At 35.6% G+C, this 19,006-nt stretch carries 17 protein-coding genes; 13 read left to right on the forward strand and 4 right to left on the reverse strand.

Annotated features, from left to right (window positions below):
* Positions 1-62: 62 nt before the first annotated feature.
* Positions 63-485 (reverse strand): stage III sporulation protein AH, encoded by a 423-nt coding sequence (locus tag O1A01_RS03135; protein WP_066413907.1) that lies wholly within the window; start codon positions 483-485, stop codon positions 63-65.
* 358 nt (positions 486-843) lie between these two features.
* Here O1A01_RS03135 and pdaA point away from each other — a divergent pair, with 358 nt between their 5' ends.
* A complete protein-coding gene (gene pdaA / locus O1A01_RS03140; RefSeq protein WP_066413905.1) occupies positions 844-1,662 on the forward strand; it encodes a delta-lactam-biosynthetic de-N-acetylase in 819 nt (272 codons plus the stop codon).
* Positions 1,663-1,683: 21 nt separating this feature from the next.
* Here the strand turns inward: pdaA and O1A01_RS03145 are convergent, their stop codons facing one another.
* Both O1A01_RS03145 and O1A01_RS03150 read right to left on the reverse strand, forming a co-directional pair.
* Positions 1,684-2,151, reverse strand: a complete 468-nt coding sequence (locus tag O1A01_RS03145; protein ID WP_270065540.1) for a hypothetical protein — start codon at positions 2,149-2,151, stop codon at positions 1,684-1,686.
* A 66-nt stretch (positions 2,152-2,217) separates the two neighbouring features.
* Positions 2,218-3,069 (reverse strand): DUF4097 family beta strand repeat-containing protein, encoded by an 852-nt coding sequence (locus O1A01_RS03150; protein ID WP_270065541.1) that lies wholly within the window; start codon positions 3,067-3,069, stop codon positions 2,218-2,220.
* A 174-nt stretch (positions 3,070-3,243) separates the two neighbouring features.
* On the opposite strand from O1A01_RS03150, the gene O1A01_RS03155 reads away from it, so the two are divergent.
* The 7 genes from O1A01_RS03155 (at position 3,244) to O1A01_RS03185 (ending at position 13,027) form a co-directional block, all read left to right on the forward strand.
* Complete coding sequence (locus tag O1A01_RS03155; RefSeq protein WP_270065542.1) at positions 3,244-4,107, forward strand: DNA-3-methyladenine glycosylase family protein; 864 nt, start codon at positions 3,244-3,246, stop codon at positions 4,105-4,107.
* A gap of 17 nt (positions 4,108-4,124) precedes the next feature.
* The gene (gene rlmD, locus O1A01_RS03160; RefSeq protein WP_270065543.1) at positions 4,125-5,528 is read left to right on the forward strand and encodes a 23S rRNA (uracil(1939)-C(5))-methyltransferase RlmD; all 1,404 of its coding nucleotides are present in this window, start codon (positions 4,125-4,127) and stop codon (positions 5,526-5,528) included.
* 581 nt (positions 5,529-6,109) lie between these two features.
* Positions 6,110-7,228, forward strand: a complete 1,119-nt coding sequence (locus O1A01_RS03165; protein WP_270065544.1) for a cysteine desulfurase family protein — start codon at positions 6,110-6,112, stop codon at positions 7,226-7,228.
* A 131-nt stretch (positions 7,229-7,359) separates the two neighbouring features.
* Positions 7,360-8,007, forward strand: coding sequence for an ArsR/SmtB family transcription factor (locus tag O1A01_RS03170; protein WP_066413893.1), 648 nt, complete (start codon positions 7,360-7,362; stop codon positions 8,005-8,007).
* Between the two features lie 17 nt (positions 8,008-8,024).
* Complete coding sequence (locus tag O1A01_RS03175) at positions 8,025-8,753, forward strand: MBL fold metallo-hydrolase (protein WP_066413890.1); 729 nt, start codon at positions 8,025-8,027, stop codon at positions 8,751-8,753.
* Between the two features lie 55 nt (positions 8,754-8,808).
* Positions 8,809-10,053, forward strand: a complete 1,245-nt coding sequence (locus O1A01_RS03180) for an MFS transporter (RefSeq protein ID WP_066413887.1) — start codon at positions 8,809-8,811, stop codon at positions 10,051-10,053.
* A gap of 355 nt (positions 10,054-10,408) precedes the next feature.
* Positions 10,409-13,027, forward strand: a complete 2,619-nt coding sequence (locus O1A01_RS03185; protein WP_066413884.1) for a TrlF family AAA-like ATPase — start codon at positions 10,409-10,411, stop codon at positions 13,025-13,027.
* 356 nt (positions 13,028-13,383) lie between these two features.
* Here the strand turns inward: O1A01_RS03185 and O1A01_RS03190 are convergent, their stop codons facing one another.
* On the reverse strand, positions 13,384-14,634 hold the full coding sequence (locus O1A01_RS03190) for a hypothetical protein (protein ID WP_066413882.1): 1,251 nt from the start codon (positions 14,632-14,634) through the stop codon (positions 13,384-13,386).
* A gap of 729 nt (positions 14,635-15,363) precedes the next feature.
* Between O1A01_RS03190 and O1A01_RS03195 the strand changes: the two genes are divergently transcribed.
* The 5 genes from O1A01_RS03195 (at position 15,364) to O1A01_RS03205 (ending at position 18,841) form a co-directional block, all read left to right on the forward strand.
* On the forward strand, positions 15,364-15,927 hold the full coding sequence (locus tag O1A01_RS03195) for a TniQ family protein (protein ID WP_066413875.1): 564 nt from the start codon (positions 15,364-15,366) through the stop codon (positions 15,925-15,927).
* 48 nt (positions 15,928-15,975) lie between these two features.
* Positions 15,976-16,068 carry an IS66 family insertion sequence element accessory protein TnpA gene (tnpA, locus tag O1A01_RS25400; RefSeq protein WP_425319484.1) on the forward strand — a complete coding sequence of 31 codons (93 nt, stop codon included), beginning with the start codon at positions 15,976-15,978 and terminating at the stop codon, positions 16,066-16,068.
* Positions 16,069-16,295: 227 nt separating this feature from the next.
* Positions 16,296-16,652 (forward strand): IS66 family insertion sequence element accessory protein TnpB, encoded by a 357-nt coding sequence (gene tnpB, locus O1A01_RS25405; RefSeq protein ID WP_084380294.1) that lies wholly within the window; start codon positions 16,296-16,298, stop codon positions 16,650-16,652.
* A 67-nt stretch (positions 16,653-16,719) separates the two neighbouring features.
* Positions 16,720-18,297 (forward strand): IS66 family transposase, encoded by a 1,578-nt coding sequence (gene tnpC / locus O1A01_RS03200; RefSeq protein WP_066413871.1) that lies wholly within the window; start codon positions 16,720-16,722, stop codon positions 18,295-18,297.
* A gap of 109 nt (positions 18,298-18,406) precedes the next feature.
* Positions 18,407-18,841: a hypothetical protein gene (locus O1A01_RS03205; RefSeq protein WP_066413869.1), complete on the forward strand. Its 435-nt coding sequence runs from the start codon at positions 18,407-18,409 to the stop codon at positions 18,839-18,841.
* The last annotated feature ends 165 nt before the right edge of the window (positions 18,842-19,006 follow it).

Raw genomic sequence — 19,006 nt, forward strand, 5'->3', positions numbered from 1 at the left:
AAGTTAAGTCATTTCTAAACGTTGCAACAAACGAAATTATAGTTGTAACAAAACGCTCTTGTTTACTTCAAGCTATCCCATATAGTTTCATCAACCATAAAATATCTTTCATGTGAACATGAAGCAAATAAACATTTCTCGTTATGATAAAACATTAAGTCTTCGGGTAATTCAGGGTTAAGCCAATCGAAAACAGAATTGCTACGTTCTTTTAAGAATAGCTTTGTCGCATTATTTAAATAAAAATAATAAACATATGCTGTGTCCTCACGAAGCTTTGTTGTTTCCCATTCTTGTTGAATTTTTCTTTCGATTAGATGTTCAGCGATATCGGAAATTAATGTATCAATATATGTAAGACGATCTTCTTCAATATCCATCATCTGTCTGTTTTCTACAAATGCAAAACGATTACAATTCGTTGATAAAATGTCTATTAATTGTTTATATGATTTACCCTTTATATTTCTTTCGATCATTAGCATTATAAGATTCTCCCCATACATATAGCTTTACTGACAAGTATGATGACATTAAATAATGTTTAATTAACCTCATTGTATCACGGTTTCCATATATTGTATTGAAAATTTTGATGATTAGGTCTATCTATTGAAAAGAAAAACTCGCCAAAATTTAGCGAGTTTTTGGTCATTATGATAATGATTTCAGGCATCTGATATGACAAATAATTATAAAATTTCCAGTAAATGTGTGGACGAGGGACCTGTCCCCTTGTCCCATCCCCGTGTCCCACAAAAATGGAAAACACTGCAGAGTATTTATGAAACATTGGTAACGGAAACTAGAGGTAGATAAAATAAATGTAAAGGAGGAATGAACATGCGGAAAGGGATGTTAGGTTTCCTTTTGATCAGCTGTTTGTTTTTATCAACTTTTCTTCCTAATATTACTGCTGCAACAGCTTATTCGAATACGTCCATTCATTGGGGGTTCAAACGAAGTCAAAATCACGAGCCGCCTGATGCTGGGAAACAATATAATGAACTTTTGAAGAAATATGGTGCGAAATATTTAGGGGATACATCGAAGAAAGAGATTTATTTAACGTTTGATAACGGTTATGAAAATGGGTATACGTCGCAAGTGCTTGATGTGTTAAAGGAAAAGAAAGTACCGGCAACGTTTTTTGTAACAGGTTATTATTTAAAAGACCAACCAGAATTAGTTCGTCGTATGGCGAGAGAAGGGCATATTGTTGGCAATCACTCATGGCATCACCCTGATTTAACGACAGCGAATGACGTTCGGGTGAAAAAAGAGTTACAAATGGTAAAAGATGAGTATGAAAAAATTACTGGAATTAAAGAAATGCGTTACGTTCGACCACCAAGAGGCATTTTTAGTGAACGTACGATGGCAATCGCTAAAGACGAAGGATATCAACACATTTTTTGGTCGCTAGCTTTTGTTGATTGGAAAACGGATCAACAAAAAGGATGGAAGTACGCGTATGACAATATTATGAAGCAAATCCATCCTGGAGCGATTATTTTACTCCATACGGTTTCTAAAGATAACGCCGAAGCATTAGGTAAAGTCATTGATGATCTTCGAAAAGAAGGGTATGAATTTAAAAGCCTAGACGAGTTAAATGAACCCACAACAATACCTGATCCGTTAATGCTAATTCAAAATTAACAGTGAGGACTGACAAACACGTCAGTCCTTTACTTCGCAAGTAAATGTATACGAAACCTCGCCATTTCTCCACTGTGCCACTACTTCATAAATATAGTACCCAGTTTCATCAGGGATATGAAAAGTATTGTGCGTTAGCTCTACTTCATTTAACCTCTCCGTCTCGGACCAAAGATATACGGTTAAATTTGCCTCTTCTTTTTCAAATTGAAAAGAAATCGTTTCTCCTTTTTTCACTTGAATAGGTTCCATGCTTTCTGCAATTTGGTTTGGAGACGCTGCATCGGTCATAACGACCTCTGTACCGCTCAAAGTTTTTCTCTCCCACCTATAGCCGCCGGGTTCCATCGGATATGTCACTTCATTTACAATCACACTACCAGGGTATTTAGGTGAATCAACTTCATCAATACTTTCATCAACAGGAGAAATCCCAGACGAACATCCAACGAGTATAAGAAAAACGATAAGGACTACAAATTTTTTCATAAAAATGCCCACCTTCTCTTTTTTTCATTGGACGTAGGTGGGCAGGAAAAAGTTACAAGTTTTCTATCAATGAACTTTAATGCTTCCACTCGAAACCTTCAGTTCAATCGAATGTGTTCCATCCCCGTGAGAAGCTTCTACAGAGCGACGGTCCTCGTCTATTTGATCAAAAGGGAAGCCTGTATTAATATGGCCACTACTAATCGAACCGTTAAGCGTAAAGTCCGCATCTTTCGGTAATTGGAGAGTTGCTCTACCGGAACTTACTTGCATTTTGACATCACCGGTCAGTTCATCCACAGACACTTGTAAATTTCCAGACGATACATTTGCCGTAAAGGATCCAACAATGTTACGAATCGTCGTATTTCCTGAACGAACGTCAAAGCTTCCGTCTTCAACTGTTACATTGCGAATCGTTACATTTCCGGAAGAAAGATCGCTATCCAACATTTTTGCTTGAATATGCTCGAGCTTGGCATTCCCAGAACGAATATCTAATTGTAACTCTTCTAAAACAATTGGGTTACTTGCACTTCCTTCAAAGTTCACATTCCCAGAACCGATATCAAACTCCATCGTTTTATTAAACGACTCTGGAATATAAACGGTTATTTTTTGGCGACCAAAAGAAATAAATCGAAACGTTGGCGGTTTGTATTCCACAGCAATTGTTTTTCCTTTCTTCTCAACAAGCACGTCACCTTTACCTTCAAGTTCTGCTTTGACACTACTTCGGTCTTCCGTGACAACTTCGATACTGGAGCTTGAACCCTCTATCGTAATCGTATTGATGGAATCCGTTACGGCAACCTCATCCGATTTGCTATTCCCAAAAGACCAACTTGCATTAATAATTAAATTGTAAATAGTAAAAAGGGCAATGAGTAAAAATAACCCCATTCCTAAATATTTCATTGTGACCCCAACTCCATTCGTATTATCTATTTCTAGTGTATGGTAAAACGTTTCCTAATCCTATACTCTTCAGTATTATTTTTTATAAGACTTGAGGCGTAACGTATATTTGTCAGGAGGGAACGGTAATCGTTATAATGGGGGAAGACGTAAAGGAGAATAGGGGAATTTTCTATGTACAGTTATGAAGTGAAAATAGACGGACCTTACGAATTTAATCGAGTGTTAGATCGGCTTTCGATGGACCCGTTACATGCGGTCGATAAGGAAGCGAGAATAATTCGTGTGCCGATGTATGATAGAGGCGAGCCGGTAGTTGTGACGGTTAAAGCGGTTGGGACTTCGGAACATCCAGCTTTTGAAGTGAGTAGTGAAAAAGAAATGTCTTCAACCATAAAGGAACGTATCGCAAGGATTTTCCATTGGGATCGCTCGTTAACACCGGTTCAGCAGCATTATTTGCAAACGAATTTAGCTCCGATATTCAAAGAACATGAAGGAACGCCGATTGTTTTAGAATTCAATATGTACGGTTGTATGATGAAATGTATCATTCACCAACAGTTAAATTTAAAATTTGCCCACACGTTAACAGAACGATTTGTGCAACAGTTTGGCTTTCAACGAGACGGAGTATGGTTTTACCCGCTTCCAGAAACAATTGCCGAGTTAGATTATGAAGCGTTAACTTCGCTGCAATTTAGTAGAAGAAAAGCGGAATATGTAATCGATACATCAAGATTGATTGCGGAAGGAAAACTAAATGTAGAGAATATCGATCATCAAACAGATGAAGAAATTTTAAAAGAACTAATAAAAGTAAGAGGAATCGGGCCTTGGACTGTGCAAAATGTGTTATTGTTTGCACTTGGTCGACCAAACCTTTTTCCGATTGCTGATATCGGTATACAAAATGCATTAAAAAAATTATTCAATCTTCCAGCGAAGCCGTCCAAAGACGAAATGGAAAAATGGTCAAAAGATTGGGAGCCATACTTAAGCTATGCATCCCTCTACCTATGGCGCAGCATTGAATAAAGATTTCGGAGGAACATATGAAACAGCAAAAGCAACAACAAAAACAAGTTCAATCAAACGTTCGATTGGAAGTTGGACAAACCTTTCCAATTACGATAAAACGTCTCGGCATTAACGGCGAAGGAGTCGGCTACTTCAAAAAGTCAGTCGTGTTCGTAAAGGGAGCACTTCCAGGTGAAGAAGTAGTAGCGGAAGCAACGAACATTCAACGAAATTTTGCCGAAGCGAAAGTGAAAAAAATACGAAAAAAATCACCGCACCGCATTGCACCACCTTGTCCCGTTTACGAATTATGCGGCGGCTGCCAGCTCCAGCATATGGACTACGGAGCCCAACTAGACCATAAACGTGATATTTTGATTCAAGCGTTAGAGCGCCATACGAAACTAAACGTTAATAAACTGAAGATCGAAAAAACGATTGGCATGGAAGACCCTTGGTACTACCGTAACAAAAGTCAATTCCAAGTTGGGAAAGATAAAGAAAAAATCATCGCTGGCCTTTATGGAGAGGGCTCGCATCGACTGATCAACATTTCGGAATGTTTAATTCAACATAAGGATACGACCGAAGTAACGAACACGGTTAAGCAAATTCTCCAAGATTTCAATGTGTCCGTATATAATGAGCGGAAACGAAAAGGAATTGTCCGTACGATTATGACGAGAGTTGGATTCGAGTCTGGTGAAATTCAAGTTGTCCTCATTACTTCACAAGCAGACATCCCACGAAAAAAGCTCATCGTTGAAGAAATTAAAAAGCGATTACCGAAAGTAAAAAGCATTTTACAAAACATAAACGGCCAAAAAACGTCGCTCATTTTCGGTGAAGAAACGATTCATTTAAGTGGAGAAGAAGTCATCCAAGAAACACTAGGCGACATTTCGTTCGAACTTAGTGCACGTGCCTTCTTCCAGCTCAACCCTGTCCAAACGGTAAAGCTGTACGACGAAGTAAAAAAAGCAGCAGCCCTGACAGGTGAAGAAAAAATAGTCGACGCCTACTGCGGAGTCGGAACAATCGGACTCTGGCTAGCTCGTGACGCCAAAGAAGTCCGCGGCATGGACGTCATCCCAGAATCAATCGAAGACGCCAAAAAGAACGCCAAACGCCACGGCTACACAAACATGACCTACGTCGCAGGCAAAGCAGAAAAATGGATGCCAAAATGGGTAAAAGAAGGATGGAAACCGGATGTAGTGGTTGTGGATCCACCACGTACGGGGTGTGATGACAAACTGCTTCAAACGATTTTGCAAGTGAAGCCAAAGAAGGTTGTGTATGTGTCTTGTAATCCGTCTACTTTAGCGAAGGATATACAGTTTTTGTCTAAGGATTATAAGGTGGAGAACTTGCAGCCGGTGGATATGTTTCCGCATACGGCGCATGTGGAATCGGTTGCTGAGTTAATTTTAAAATAATTTTTTTTAATAGAAGAGTGTGGTGGGAATGGGAGACGCGGTACGACTCAAAATCGTGTTCCTTCTGGAGTGTAGGTTCGACCCCGACCACCGGTACCATCTTTAAACACACAAATTACTAAATACTATTATCGTAAAAGATAAGACAGGTGAATAACCTGTCTTTTTTGCATTATTTAAGAATTTAATTCCATTAGTAATAAGTCTTTAAACGGCTCTAGAATTACTTTTGAACATGATTAAGAGTATTGGTATGGAAGTCTATATTAACCGCTTATAATACGTAATATTCTCCTCTAAAGGGTACTTTTATCTTTACTACTGTAAAACCACTAATATAACTTTTATTTTATACAAGGGGAACCGTATCACAAATAGTGGTAAAACAGAGAGTAGAAATAGTCATAAATGATGTGTGGCTTGAAAAAATATAACCTTATTATAATGATAGTTAAGAAAAAGAAAGCATGGTACAAGATTACTATGCTTTCTTTTATTATACTTAAATAAAAGAATAATGAATATTTATAAAAATAAAAAGCAAATAGACAAAATTTTAATTTATAAAGGAAGTGAATTAGGTGGATAAAAAAATATATCTTGATTACAATGCCAGTACCCCAGTAGCACCTGAAGTGATAAATGCGATGAAACCTTTATTAGAGGATTACTATGGAAACCCTTCTGCATTACATTGGTCTGGTAAACCAGTTAAAGAATTACTGAATAAGGCAAGAGAACAAGTTGCAAATTTAATTTCTTGTTCACCTAAAGAAATTATTTTTACTAGTGGTGGTAGTGAATCTAACAATTTTGCTTTAAAAGGTTATTACTACAAAAACAAATGTAGAGGTAACCATATCATTACTTCTAAAATAGAACACCCTGCTATATTGAATCCTTGTAAATTCCTAGAGCAATTAGGAGCAGAAGTAACATATGTAGGTGTTGATCAATATGGAAAAGTTTCACTAGAAGAAATTGAAAAGGCTATTAGGGAAGACACAATTCTAATTACAATTATGCACTCCAACAATGAAGTGGGGACTTTACAACCCATTAAAGAGATTGGAGAAATTGCTGACAGGTATAAAATTGCTTTTCATACAGATGCTTCTCAATCTGTAGGTAAGGTTCCAATAGATATTGAAGAATTAAATGTTGATTTGCTGACGATTGCTGGACACAAAATTTATGCCCCAAAAGGCATCGGAGCACTATATATAAAAAATGGAATCGAACTTGAGCCACTAATACATGGGGCTGGGCATGAGTTTGGATTAAGGGCAGGGACTGAAAATACATTGCTTGCCATTGGACTAGGTAAAGCATGTGAGTTATCTAAAATACAACTAATTACAGATGATTTAAAAAGCCTGACTAGTTATTTTTGGAATAGATTAAAAGAGGAATTCGATGAACAAATTGTCTTAAATGGTGATCCTATAGAAAGGCTACCTAATACTTTGAATGTAAGTTTTATTAATAAAGTAGGCCAAGAAATATTGGAGAAAATTCCTGAACTCGCCGCTTCTACTGGATCTGCATGTCATTCTGGAAATATTGAGTTATCACCTGTTTTAAAAGAAATGAAAGTACCAGAATATATTGGAATGGGGGCAGTTAGATTTAGTTTAGGTAGGAAGACGACAAAAACTGAAATCGATTTAGTAATAACTCGATTAAAGAAAATACTTTAATAATAAAAAGCATGTCTAATGGATATTCTATGGGCATGCTTATTTTTATATTTACAACCTAAAAAAATTGTGTTATTATTCAACTAATCAGTTGAATAGTTGAATTAAATTCTGAGGGAGGTGAGAACACTTTGAATTCTAGAGAATTTAAAGACTTTATATATGGGGAATTTGCTCGTATAGGTAAAACTTTATCTAGTCCTAAAAGAATTGAATTGTTAGATTTGTTAACTCAGGGTCCTAAATCGGTTGAATTATTGGCACTTGAAACAAAGATGAGTATAGCGAACACTTCAAAGCACTTACAGACCTTACTTGATGCAAAGTTAGTTTCGTTCGCTAAAGAGAAAAATTATGTTATTTATCAATTAGCCTGTAACAAAGTATTGAACTTAGTCTTGGCTTTAAGAAGTACTGCAGAAGACCGAATTGCTGAGATTAACTATGTAAGGAACGACTTTATTTTAAAGAATAATGAGTTAGATACTATTCAGATTGGTGAATTAATAAAAAAGGTGGAAGAGGGTTCTATTACTCTAATTGATGTCAGACCAAGTGATGAATATTTGAACGACCACCTTCCAAGTGCAATCTCAATCCCAATTTCTGAAATAGAAGAACAACTTGATTTATTGCCAAAAGACAAAGAAGTTGTTGCATATTGTCGTGGACCATATTGTGTTTACGCCACGGAAGCAGTAGAGTTTTTACGTTCAAAAGGATACAATGCTTCATTGCTTGAATCAGGGATAAATGAATGGAAACAATTACAACATTAAAATAGGAGGTTTTAGTTATGTTATTTCGTCAATATTTACACATGAATCCAGTTGCGGCATCTTATTTATTTGGTTGTGGAAGCCTTTCTCAAGGAGTTGTTGTTGATCCATTAGAAGAAGAGGTGGATTTTTACATTAAAGAAGCAAAAGACTTAGGATTGAATATTGTTTATGTAATTGATACACACTTACATGCAGACCATGTATCAGGTGCTAGAAAATTAGCAGATAAAACAGGTGCAAAGTATGTCCTTCATAGTTCTGCAGACACCACATATGATTTTACACCTGTAGAAGATGGAGAGGAATTAATGGCTGGGAATACAAAGTTAACATTCTTGCATACACCCGGTCATACGCCTGAACACATTTCTATTGTTGTAACTGACACAAGACGTGGAGAAGAACCATGGTTTGTTCTTACAGGCCATACGTTGATGGTTGGAGATGCTGGACGTACAGAGTTAGCCTCATCTATAGAGGAAGGAGCAAATAACCTGTATAACAGTTTACAAAAAATCATGGAATTAGAAGACCATATTGAAGTATATCCGGGGGCATTTTCTGGGTCAGTATGTGGTCGTGGATTGAGTGGAAAGCCTTCTTCAACAATAGGTTTTGAAAGACGATTTAATCTTGCCTTACAAAAAGGTGAAAAAGCAGAGTTTGTAGATTTTATGACCAAAGAGGTTCCACCACAACCTGAGAACTTTACGAAAATGAGAAAAACAAATCAAGGAAAATAAGAGTGAAGGGAAGCCTGATATTATTTCAGGCTTTCTTAAATTGGAGGTGAAAGGGATGAATCAACCTAAAATTGGTATAAGGGAAAATCTTTTTCAATTTCTATTGTTAGTAGTAACAAATCTATTTGTCGGATCGATGGTTGGAATAGAACGAACAGTTCTGCCAATCTTAGGCGAAGAACAGTTTGGTTTAGCCTCTACAAGTGCTGCATTATCGTTTATTATTAGTTTTGGCTTTTCCAAAGCGATTGTAAATTATTTTGCAGGGCAAATAGCAGATAGATTTAGTCGAAAAAGAGTGCTATTAATAGGTTGGATAATTGGTTTATTTGTACCTATTTTAATAATTTTTGCTCATGCTTGGTGGGTTATCGTCTTTGCAAATATACTCTTAGGTATTAATCAAGGTTTAACATGGTCTATGACTGTCAATATGAAAATAGATCTCTCTAAGGCTAACCAAAGAGGAACTGCAGTAGGATTAAATGAATTTGCAGGTTATTCTGGTGTGGCATTGTTAGCAGCAGTTTCAGGCTATGTGGCTTCGTCTTCTTCATTAAGACCAGACCCATTTTATATCGGAATTGGAATTGTCATTGTTGGGATATTACTAACGTTGATTGTGAAAGACACAGGGCAGCATTTGAAAGTTCAAATTCAAAATAATTCAACAATCACTGAAGCCAATAAAGATATCTCATCGAAAGAGGTCTTTAACTTAACAACATGGAAAGACAAAAATCTTTCCACGATTAGTTTCTCTGGTTTATCTACAAACCTAAAAGACGGAATGGCGTGGGGGCTCTTCCCAATCTATTTTACTACTGTTGGTTTAAGTGTCAGCCAAATAGGAACAATTGTTGCGCTGTATCCCGCTGCTTGGGGATTCTTTCAATTATTTACTGGAGTACTAAGTGATAAGATCGGAAGAAAAAAACTAATTACCTATGGCATGTGGACACAAGCCATAGCACTTTGGTTTATTCTAATTGTTAACAGTTTCTTCTTATGGGTTATTGGAGCAATTTTATTAGGTTTAGGTACTGCGATGGTTTATCCAACTTTACAAGCAGCGATTGGTGATGTTGCTGCTCCTAATTGGCGTGCATCTTCCATGGGAGTATATAGATTTTGGAGGGATAGTGGATACGCTTTTGGTGCATTACTTGCTGGTATAATAGCAGATTTAATGGGTGTAACATGGGCAATTGGATTAGTGGCATTACTGCCTTTCATTGCAGGACTACTATCTAGTACACGTATGAATGAAACGCTAAAAGTTAGAACAGAACACAATTGAAAATTTTATCATATACTGCCAATTCTTTTGAGGATTGGCTTTTTAGTTTAGGTACTTACCAAAACGTGTGTGCTGAACCGTACCACAAATAGTGGTAAAGCAGAGAGTTGAAGTAGTGCTTGATAAAGAGTGGCTAGAAAGGTTGTAATGAATGTATTTTATACATTCTCAACTTTACTATCAATTTTATAAACACCTAAAAAGGCAGTGGGGTTATTATAAACTCTGCTGCCTTTAATTTATTCCTAAAATTAAATATTTCTTCATTTACATACTTTGAGTACGAAAAATACAATTTTTTTTGATATATAATGGAAATTGTAGGTGTAAAAAAATGTAGAAGGAGGTTACTAAATTGAAGAATTTTGCTGAGTTTTACAAGTGTGCATTACAGGTTAATCCTTATAGTTATGTTGCTTATAGAGGTGAAGAGCACGAAATTAGCGAAGAAGAGTATAATCAATCAGTCCTAAATAATTGCTTATCAGAAGAAATTAAAGTAGTTGGTTTGGCAGACCACGGAAGTGTTCAAACTGCTGAAAAGTTGAGGAATTTGTTAACTGAAAATGGAATAACGGTGTTTCCGGGGTTTGAAATTGCAACAGCCGAAAAAATACATATAGTGTGTCAATTTTCAGAGGAGACAACTCCTGATCAGTTAAACCGATATCTTGGTAGGCTAGGTTTAACTGATGTAGAAAATGGAGTAATGCCTAGCTATTTATCTTGCTTAGATATTGCTAAATTAATTGAAGAAGAATTAGGTGGTTTTTGGTACGCAGCACATATCACTAGTGACAATGGAATATTAAAAATGGGTCAGATGAATCATATCTGGACAGATGAAAGACTAAAAGTAGCGCAAATACCTTATAGTTTAAATGAAGTAGATCCAAGATATATAAATATAATAAAAAATAAAGAACCAATGTACAAGAAAGAAACTCCTTTTGCGTTTATAAATGCAAAGGATATTTGTAAGCCTGAGGATTTATTAGAGAAAAATGCATATTGCTTAGTTAAAATGTCAGATTTGAATTTTACTTGTTTTAAAGAGGCTTTTCAAGACCCGACTGCTAGAGTTAAACTTTCATATGACCAAAATGAACGCTTTCATAGCAGTATAAATAAAATTGAGGTATTTGGAGGATATCTTGACGGCATGTCTGTTGATTTATCAAGGAATTTAAATACAACTATTGGTGGCCGGGGTACTGGGAAATCTACACTGTTAGAGTTGGTGAGATATGCTTTAGACTTAGAACCCAAAAGTAATGATTCAAAAAAGTACTTTAGTGAGTTAATTAAATCAAATCTAGGTTTAGATAATGGCAGAGTTGAATTGCATGTTACGTCATATCACCGGTATGGACAAGAATATAAAGTCATTAAAAGATACGGAGATCCAACAGTAGTAAAGAATATAGATGACTCTGTATCAAATCTAACTGTAAAGGACATTCTGCCTCATATTGAGATTTATGGGCAAAATGAGATAATAGAACTAGTCGCAAATGAAGAAGCCAAACTAAATATTCTAAATAGGTTTCTTCCCAATCAGGCAGATAACTTAAATGAAAAGGAAGAAATAATTAAGAAATTAAAACAAAATGCGATTAAATTAGTAGATATAATAGAGAAAAAAGATGAAACATCTACCAGAGTCTCAAAGTTACCTATTCTTGAGGAAAAAGTGAAATTTTTTAAAGAAGCAGGGATAGCAGATAAGTTAAGTACAATAGAACATCTTTCCACAGAAGAGGAGTATTTAAAAAAGTCGCAAGAGGTCATTGTCCAACATAATGTTCCATTTAGTGAAGTAGATTTACCTTTTTCTAGGGAATTTTTAGATAAAACTCCAAATTATGCTAAATTTAAACTGGTTGATGAAGTATTCAAAAGCTTTAATTTAAAACTTAATGAGTTAAAGGATGAGTATGAAAAACTTGTTAAAGAGTCTGCCAGAAGTGTAGAAGATATTAACTCTGAATGGAAAGTGATAAAACAAGAATCAGATGGAGAAATACGAAATTCAATTAAATCATTAGAGGGGTTAAATGGAAAAACCGGACAAGAAATTGCCTTAGAATATAAAGAAACAGTAGCTGAAATTGCTAGAATAAACCCAATTAAAAGTGAATCAAAGAAATTAGAAGAAGATTTAGAAGAAATAATCTCCGAAAGAAGAACACTGATAGAGAAACTTAAAAAAACACAAGATCAATCCTATGATTCTCTAAGAAAGGCAGTAAAAAAAATAAATAAAGGCAAATTAAGAGGTAAAGTACAGATTGAAATACATGCTGCTAAAAATAGAGATGAATTAATAGAGGTTCTATCTGACATTGAAGGTTTAGGCCCAAAAAGTTTAACTTGGATAAGAGATAAAGATGAGTTTTCCTTATTTTCCTTTATAGGGCATTTGAATCAGGGGAGCGACAAACTAATTGAAGAGTATAACTTAACAAGAGCAAAGGCAGAAATTTTAGCCAACATTCCGCTTGCCAAAAAATTAGAACTTGAATTAGTTCAATTATTAGATGTAATAGATGTCAAACTAAATACTGCTAGTGTGGAAAATGAACAAGAAAATTATAAATCACTTAGTAAACTTTCGAAAGGACAACAATGTACTGCTATCCTAAATATATTAATGTTAGATAATAATGACCCTCTGATAATAGATCAGCCTGAAGACAATCTGGATAATTCCTATATTGCAAATAATTTTGTTGATGGCTTAAGGGATTATAAATTAAACAGACAATTTATTTTTGCAACACATAATGCCAATATACCTGTATTCGGTGACGCTGAACTAATAGTGGTTATGCAAGAAGTAGATAGGCATGGTTCAATTAAAGAAAATTGTATCGGTTCAGTTGATAACCCAAATGTAAAAACAGCGGTGGTAAATACATTAGAGGGTGGGAATATTGCGTTTAAAATGAGAAAGGCAAAATATAATTTGTAGATCTCAAATTAATATAGTGCTCAAAAGTAAAAGAACTTCATCTCAACTATAATTTGATATGTTTCTGAGATTTACAGATGATGTGGGATTTTGTGAATGGTACACAGATAAAATATTTGAAATAAATTATCGATTTGATGGGAACAGTTTTTCATAATATTAAACTTCCCTTGCAGCTGTGCAAGGGAAGTTTTTAGGTTTGGTTAATGCAGAATTATGCTCAATCTCTTTCAGATTTTAAATACCTTGGATTAAATATCCTATTACAACATTAATTATAGAGACTCTTAAAATATATAAAACTAGTACAAATATTATTATTTAGCAACTAGGCACACATAATGCCATATCCGCTACTAGAATGGTAAGTCGGGGTCATTTAGTAGGCTATTTCTCCACAGTTTAGTCTCTTCATAAGTTGTAATCATATTCAATAAATATTTATATACATGATTATCATCCAAGTTTTCACAAATTTTATAAGCCAATTGTTCGATATTTTTATTATAAATATCCTTAAATTTTTTATCTGAGTCCGAGACATTCGAAAGAAGATAATCAATTAGTGTTCTAGCAGAATCAAAGTATTTATAACTCTCATCTGTTTCTTTTATCCTAAAGCATTCTTCAAGGTAATTCCATTCTATCAGATAACTTTTGTCTAATAAGATCTCATAACTATTAGTGTATATGCATTTTTCTTTCCGTATATCAAAAGGTTCTAAGATATTATTATTCACAAACCAATAAATATGGCTCTCGATGGCTCCAACATCCATATATCCATAGAGATCGTGGTAATCATCAAATAAATCATTGAAATCAATATACTTTTCTTTATCATTGCTTTTGGGGAAAGGTATATCTAATTGAAAATAGTCTAGTAAGTCGGCCACTTTTATGTAATTACCAATAATGTCTGTTGTCATCTCCCTTTGCAACATAAGTACTTCAGTGGGAGTAGTGGTTTGAGATATACATTCGTTCTTGCTATTGTAATAATATTCTTCAAACTTCCTTATCTCCCTGCAGAATAAAATAAAGGCATCATATTCATTCCTTATCTCATCTGAGAGGTCGAAAAGATAATTTATGATATAACGAATACCATCAGCAATCCCAATTGTTCCATCATCTAGTAAAACTCTCAAAGAACGACTAGAGTTTTCCCATTCTATAGAACATTTAAAATTAAGATGACCATAAGTGAATACAAAACTATAAGTGTGATGGTTCTTCCTGAATAAATCCCGTTGTAGAAAACTTTTAATATCAGTGTTTTTTCTTTCTAATAGGTATTCATGGATATCTAGATTAGATAAAGGATGGTCTAAACCAAAGATCAAATGACAAATACTATAAAGTGAATTTTCAACCGTATCTTGGTTTATAAATTGAATTTCATTCTTTGTAAATGTAAACAAAGGATCTTCCTTATCATTCCAAAATATATTTTGTTTCCTACTTGCCCATGTACCGTCCGACCAAAATAAAACCTCTTCGGTAGTTTTTGATAGTAAGATATTTTTTAGTTCTTCAACCTGCTTAAGTGTATAAACCCAATTACTACTATAACTTTCTTTAAAACTTTGTTTTCCTTCTTTCATATGCATCAACCTCCTTAATTTGTGTTGTAGGCTGATTATAAATTGTATTATGATTTGTTTGTTATGATTGTTATGTTAATGTCCTACACTCTATTTATAAAATAAATAAAATAATGAATCAAATCTATAGAGAGTTTTTAAAAATTTTTATCTAATAATTTGGAGTCTCTTAGCTTAACTATATATGCCCATATACTATACCTTAACATTGATTTAGAGGGTATTTTGACAACAATTTTTAGGGTGTTTTACAGATATCTCAATTACTGTATGGAATATCATCATGATTAAGATTTCTTACGAAAGAAGGCTTGGAAGTGGATAAAAGAAAAGCAACTACACTTCTGTATGCTGGAAATGGTTACCTAGGTACTTTTTTACTCAGATAGCCTTTTTAAGTGGAAACTATAGTCGTGTTGTAGAGGCACTTAAATTGTATATGATACTTATTCTATTGCTTTATAACCAGTATGTTTATTAATAAGTAGGTTTGAGTCACATGCTAATGGAGAAGTGAGCTGTTAATTCTACTCAAATTTTAATACTGTATTATTCTGTTATTAGGATCGTAGTATAGAATCTTTACTGCATAGTAGACGGATACTGCGGCAGCAACGACTGCGGCCAATTATGGAAAATATGAACAATAATTGGTTATCTTCTGGTATGGTTTTTTGTATAGAGATTTGTTATATTGGGAAGTTCTTCACTTAAACTATTGGGGCAGGATTGCACAATAAGATATTCATTAAAAGAAATATGATAAGGAAAAACCGTGCTTGGTGTCCCCTCTGCTTTGAAAGTTGGAAAGAAGAAGGCAAGGAAATATATGAACCACTCATATGGAATATAGAATTAATGAAGTATTGTCCTGATCACTTTGTTCCATTAGACGAGAAATGTTACTCATGTGGCAAGAAAAACAAATTCATTTCTTCAAGTCAGCAGGTAGGGCATTGTGGTAAATGTGGCAATTGGCTAGGGAAAGAGAATGTCGAAGAATACAAGGAATTAGATGAATGGGACTCATGGTGTATCTCGAACTTTAAACAAATTTTAGAGTTCCTTCAACAGAGTAACAACATTCCACTTAGAAATTTCCCTAATCAAATTGTAAAAATGCTCGTTAATCAATATACAGATGGAAATATAAGTGAGTTTGGTAAAATCCTTAATGTAAGTATGATCTCTGAATATGTGATGGATCGTAGTAATATAACTTTTGAAAAGTTACTAAATCTATCATTCTACTTTCAAAGTAAGCGTCAAATAGAACCCACATTTTCAGTGTAGGAAGTTCATGCGATAATCTTCCTAGAAAGTTATTTAGGAGGTTATGCCATGACCCAAACAGACAAAAGAATAGAGTGGAAAGCTAGATTTGATGCATGGAAAGAAAGTGGTTTAAATGTGGCCCAATGGTGTCGAGAATAAGGAATCAAAAGTCATCAAATGTATTATTGGATAAGACATTTTGAGGATGATACACCCTCTGATACAGGACTTGATACACAGTGGCTGACTGTCAACGTGAAAGACGATTTAATAAGTAGCAGTGGCCATGCCCCAGTGTTCATTCATTTTGGTTCAATTTCCGTTGAAGTCCGTCCGGGCGCCAGTATGGCTTTATTATCGGATGTTGTACATGTGCTACAAAACCAATGATAACCAATTCCCATTTTGAACGTGTCTACCTGGCACGCGGTAGTACAGATCTTCGTAAATCCATTGATGGTCTAGCAGTCATTGTAAAAGAATGCTTCAATCTCGATCCCTTTTCCCCCTGCTTGTTTGTATTCTGTAATCGCAAACGCGATAAGTTGAAAATCCTGCAGTGGGAGCACAATGGTTTCTGGCTCCATTACCGTAGATTGGAGCGTGGAACATTTCACTGGCCATCTGAAAAAGATTCACCACCTGTGCCCATCAATCCACGCCAACTGCGGTGGCTCTTAGATGGTTTACCACTTGAACAAAAACAAGCTCACTCGGAAGTGAAAGCACGCACTGTTATATAAATATAAAAATGACGCAAAATAAGGATTCCGACTAGTCAAGTCGGGTTCTTTTTCGTATACTTATTTTATGGAAAATACAGCGCATACATCAAAAGAATCAATTGAATATTATAAAGCGCAAAATGAAAAGCTGGAGCTGGAAAAAGAGGCATTAGAGACCAAGCTTAAATGGTATGAGGAACAATTTCGCCTTAGTCAACAACAGAGGTTTGGCTCTTCTAGTGAGAAAACCAACCCAGACCAGATCTCACTTTTCAATGAAGCTGAAGATACGGCTGATTCGACCGTTGAAGAACCGACTATCGAAACAGTGGCATATAAGCGTAAGAAGCAGCGTGGTCAGCGCGAACAAAAGCTTGAAAACCTGCCTACCGAGACGATTGAATATTGTCTATCCGATGAGGAACAGGTCTGTTCGTGTTGCGGCGGTGAGTTACATGACATGAGCACGGAAGTGCGCAAAGAATTAAAGGTTATTCCTGCTCAAGTGAAGGTCGTTGAGCACGTACGCCATGTTTATAGCTGCCGCCATTGTGAACGCCATGAACTTGAAACACCCATCGTTACAGCGAAGATGCCAGAACCTGTTTTTCCAGGCAGCTTGGCCTCTCCATCCGCGATGGCTTATACCATGACACAAAAATATGTGGAAGGCATGCCACTGTATCGTCAAGAGAAACACCTAGAACGCTTTGGTGTTTCCATTCCACGCCAAACCTTGGCAAACTGGGTTATTTACGGTGCTAACACCTGGCTTCAGCTCTTATACGATGAGATGTATGCACATCTGATGAAGCACGATATTTTACATGCGGATGAAACAACTTTACAAGTTCTTTCTGAACCAGATCGACCAGCCAAATCAACGTCGTACATTTGGCTGTATCGTACTGGAGGAGAAAGCACCCCTATCGTGCTTTATGACTACCAGCAAACGCGTGCAAGCAAGCATCCACAACGATTCCTAGCCGACTTTCACGGTTATTTGAATGTAGACGGATATGCAGGCTACAACAGTATTTCTGGTGTAACGCTGGTTGGGTGCTGGGCGCATGCACGTCGAAACTTCACGGAAGCTTTGCGAGCATTGCCTGAATCGGCAGATACGACTGCCGTAAAAGCAAAGGAAGGCTTAGCCTATTGTAATAAACTCTTTGAAATTGAACGTGATATAAAGGACAAAAGTCCGAAGGAACGTTATCATACACGTCTAGAACTCAGCCAGCCAGTGCTAGATGCTTTTTCGGCATGGCTTCGTGAACAAACTCCACGAGTGTTGCCCAAAAGTGCACTTGGCAAAGCGATCAAATATTGTCGTAACCAGTGGGAACGTTTAGTAGCGTTCTTAGAGGATGGGCGTTTGGAGATCGATAACAACCGTGCAGAGCGGTCTATCAAGCCTTTTATTATTGGCCGGAAAAACTGGCTTTTCAGTAATACCGCGATGGGCGCACATTCTAGTGCGATCATTTATAGCGTGGTAGAGACAGCTAAAGAAAACGGATTAAACCCTTTCAATTATCTCAGCTATCTATTTGAGGAGCTCCCTAATGTGGATACGACAGATAAAGACCAACTGGCACAATTCTTACCCTGGTCATCAACACTCCCAGAGGAATGCAGCGTTCCAAATAAATCTAAATAAAGCATATAATAAGTCCCCATCTATAAATAGGTGGGGATTATTTTACGCTTACCTTTCAAACGTCAATTGTAGATTTAATTCATTTTAAGCCGATTGATAAAAGTAACATTTGTCGGCAATTGATAATCTCGAAAATAGACAGCACAGCTATTATAATGTTTCACCTGAGGAAGTTAGAAAAGAACTTCAAACAATATTAGATTCAGAACAAATTCCTCCCTTAAGTATGGCTCAAGCAATAAAATTATCTAAGTATAGTACTTATATTCTCTATAGACATGCAAAGGATTTGTGTGAAGAAATAACTTCAAAGAGGAAGGCACACTTTCTTAGACAAAAAGAAATAAAACTAAATCAAATTAAGTATGATGTAATTCCGATTGTTGAGAAACTCCTAGAAGAAGGTATATATCCTTCTGAAACTATTGTAGAACAAAGAATTCCCTACACAGTTTTTAGGAAAGAACTAAAAATTTTAATCGATGAAATCATGGAGGAGCTTCTAAAAAAAGTTTTTAACTATAATAGATTAGTGGGTTTATGATTAATTTAAAAGACAAAAAATGACCCAATCCACGTGATTTGGTCATTTTCACTTTCCGTATCATGAGGATTTACAAGAAAACTAGTCATGCTTCTATTGTATATGGGATAAATAAAAAAGAGATAATAAATATCACCAAAACAAACTGTTTCATAAAATACATAT

It is taken from the genome of Sutcliffiella sp. NC1 (assembly GCF_027594365.1).
Classification (GTDB): Bacteria; Bacillota; Bacilli; order Bacillales; family Bacillaceae_I; genus Sutcliffiella; species Sutcliffiella cohnii.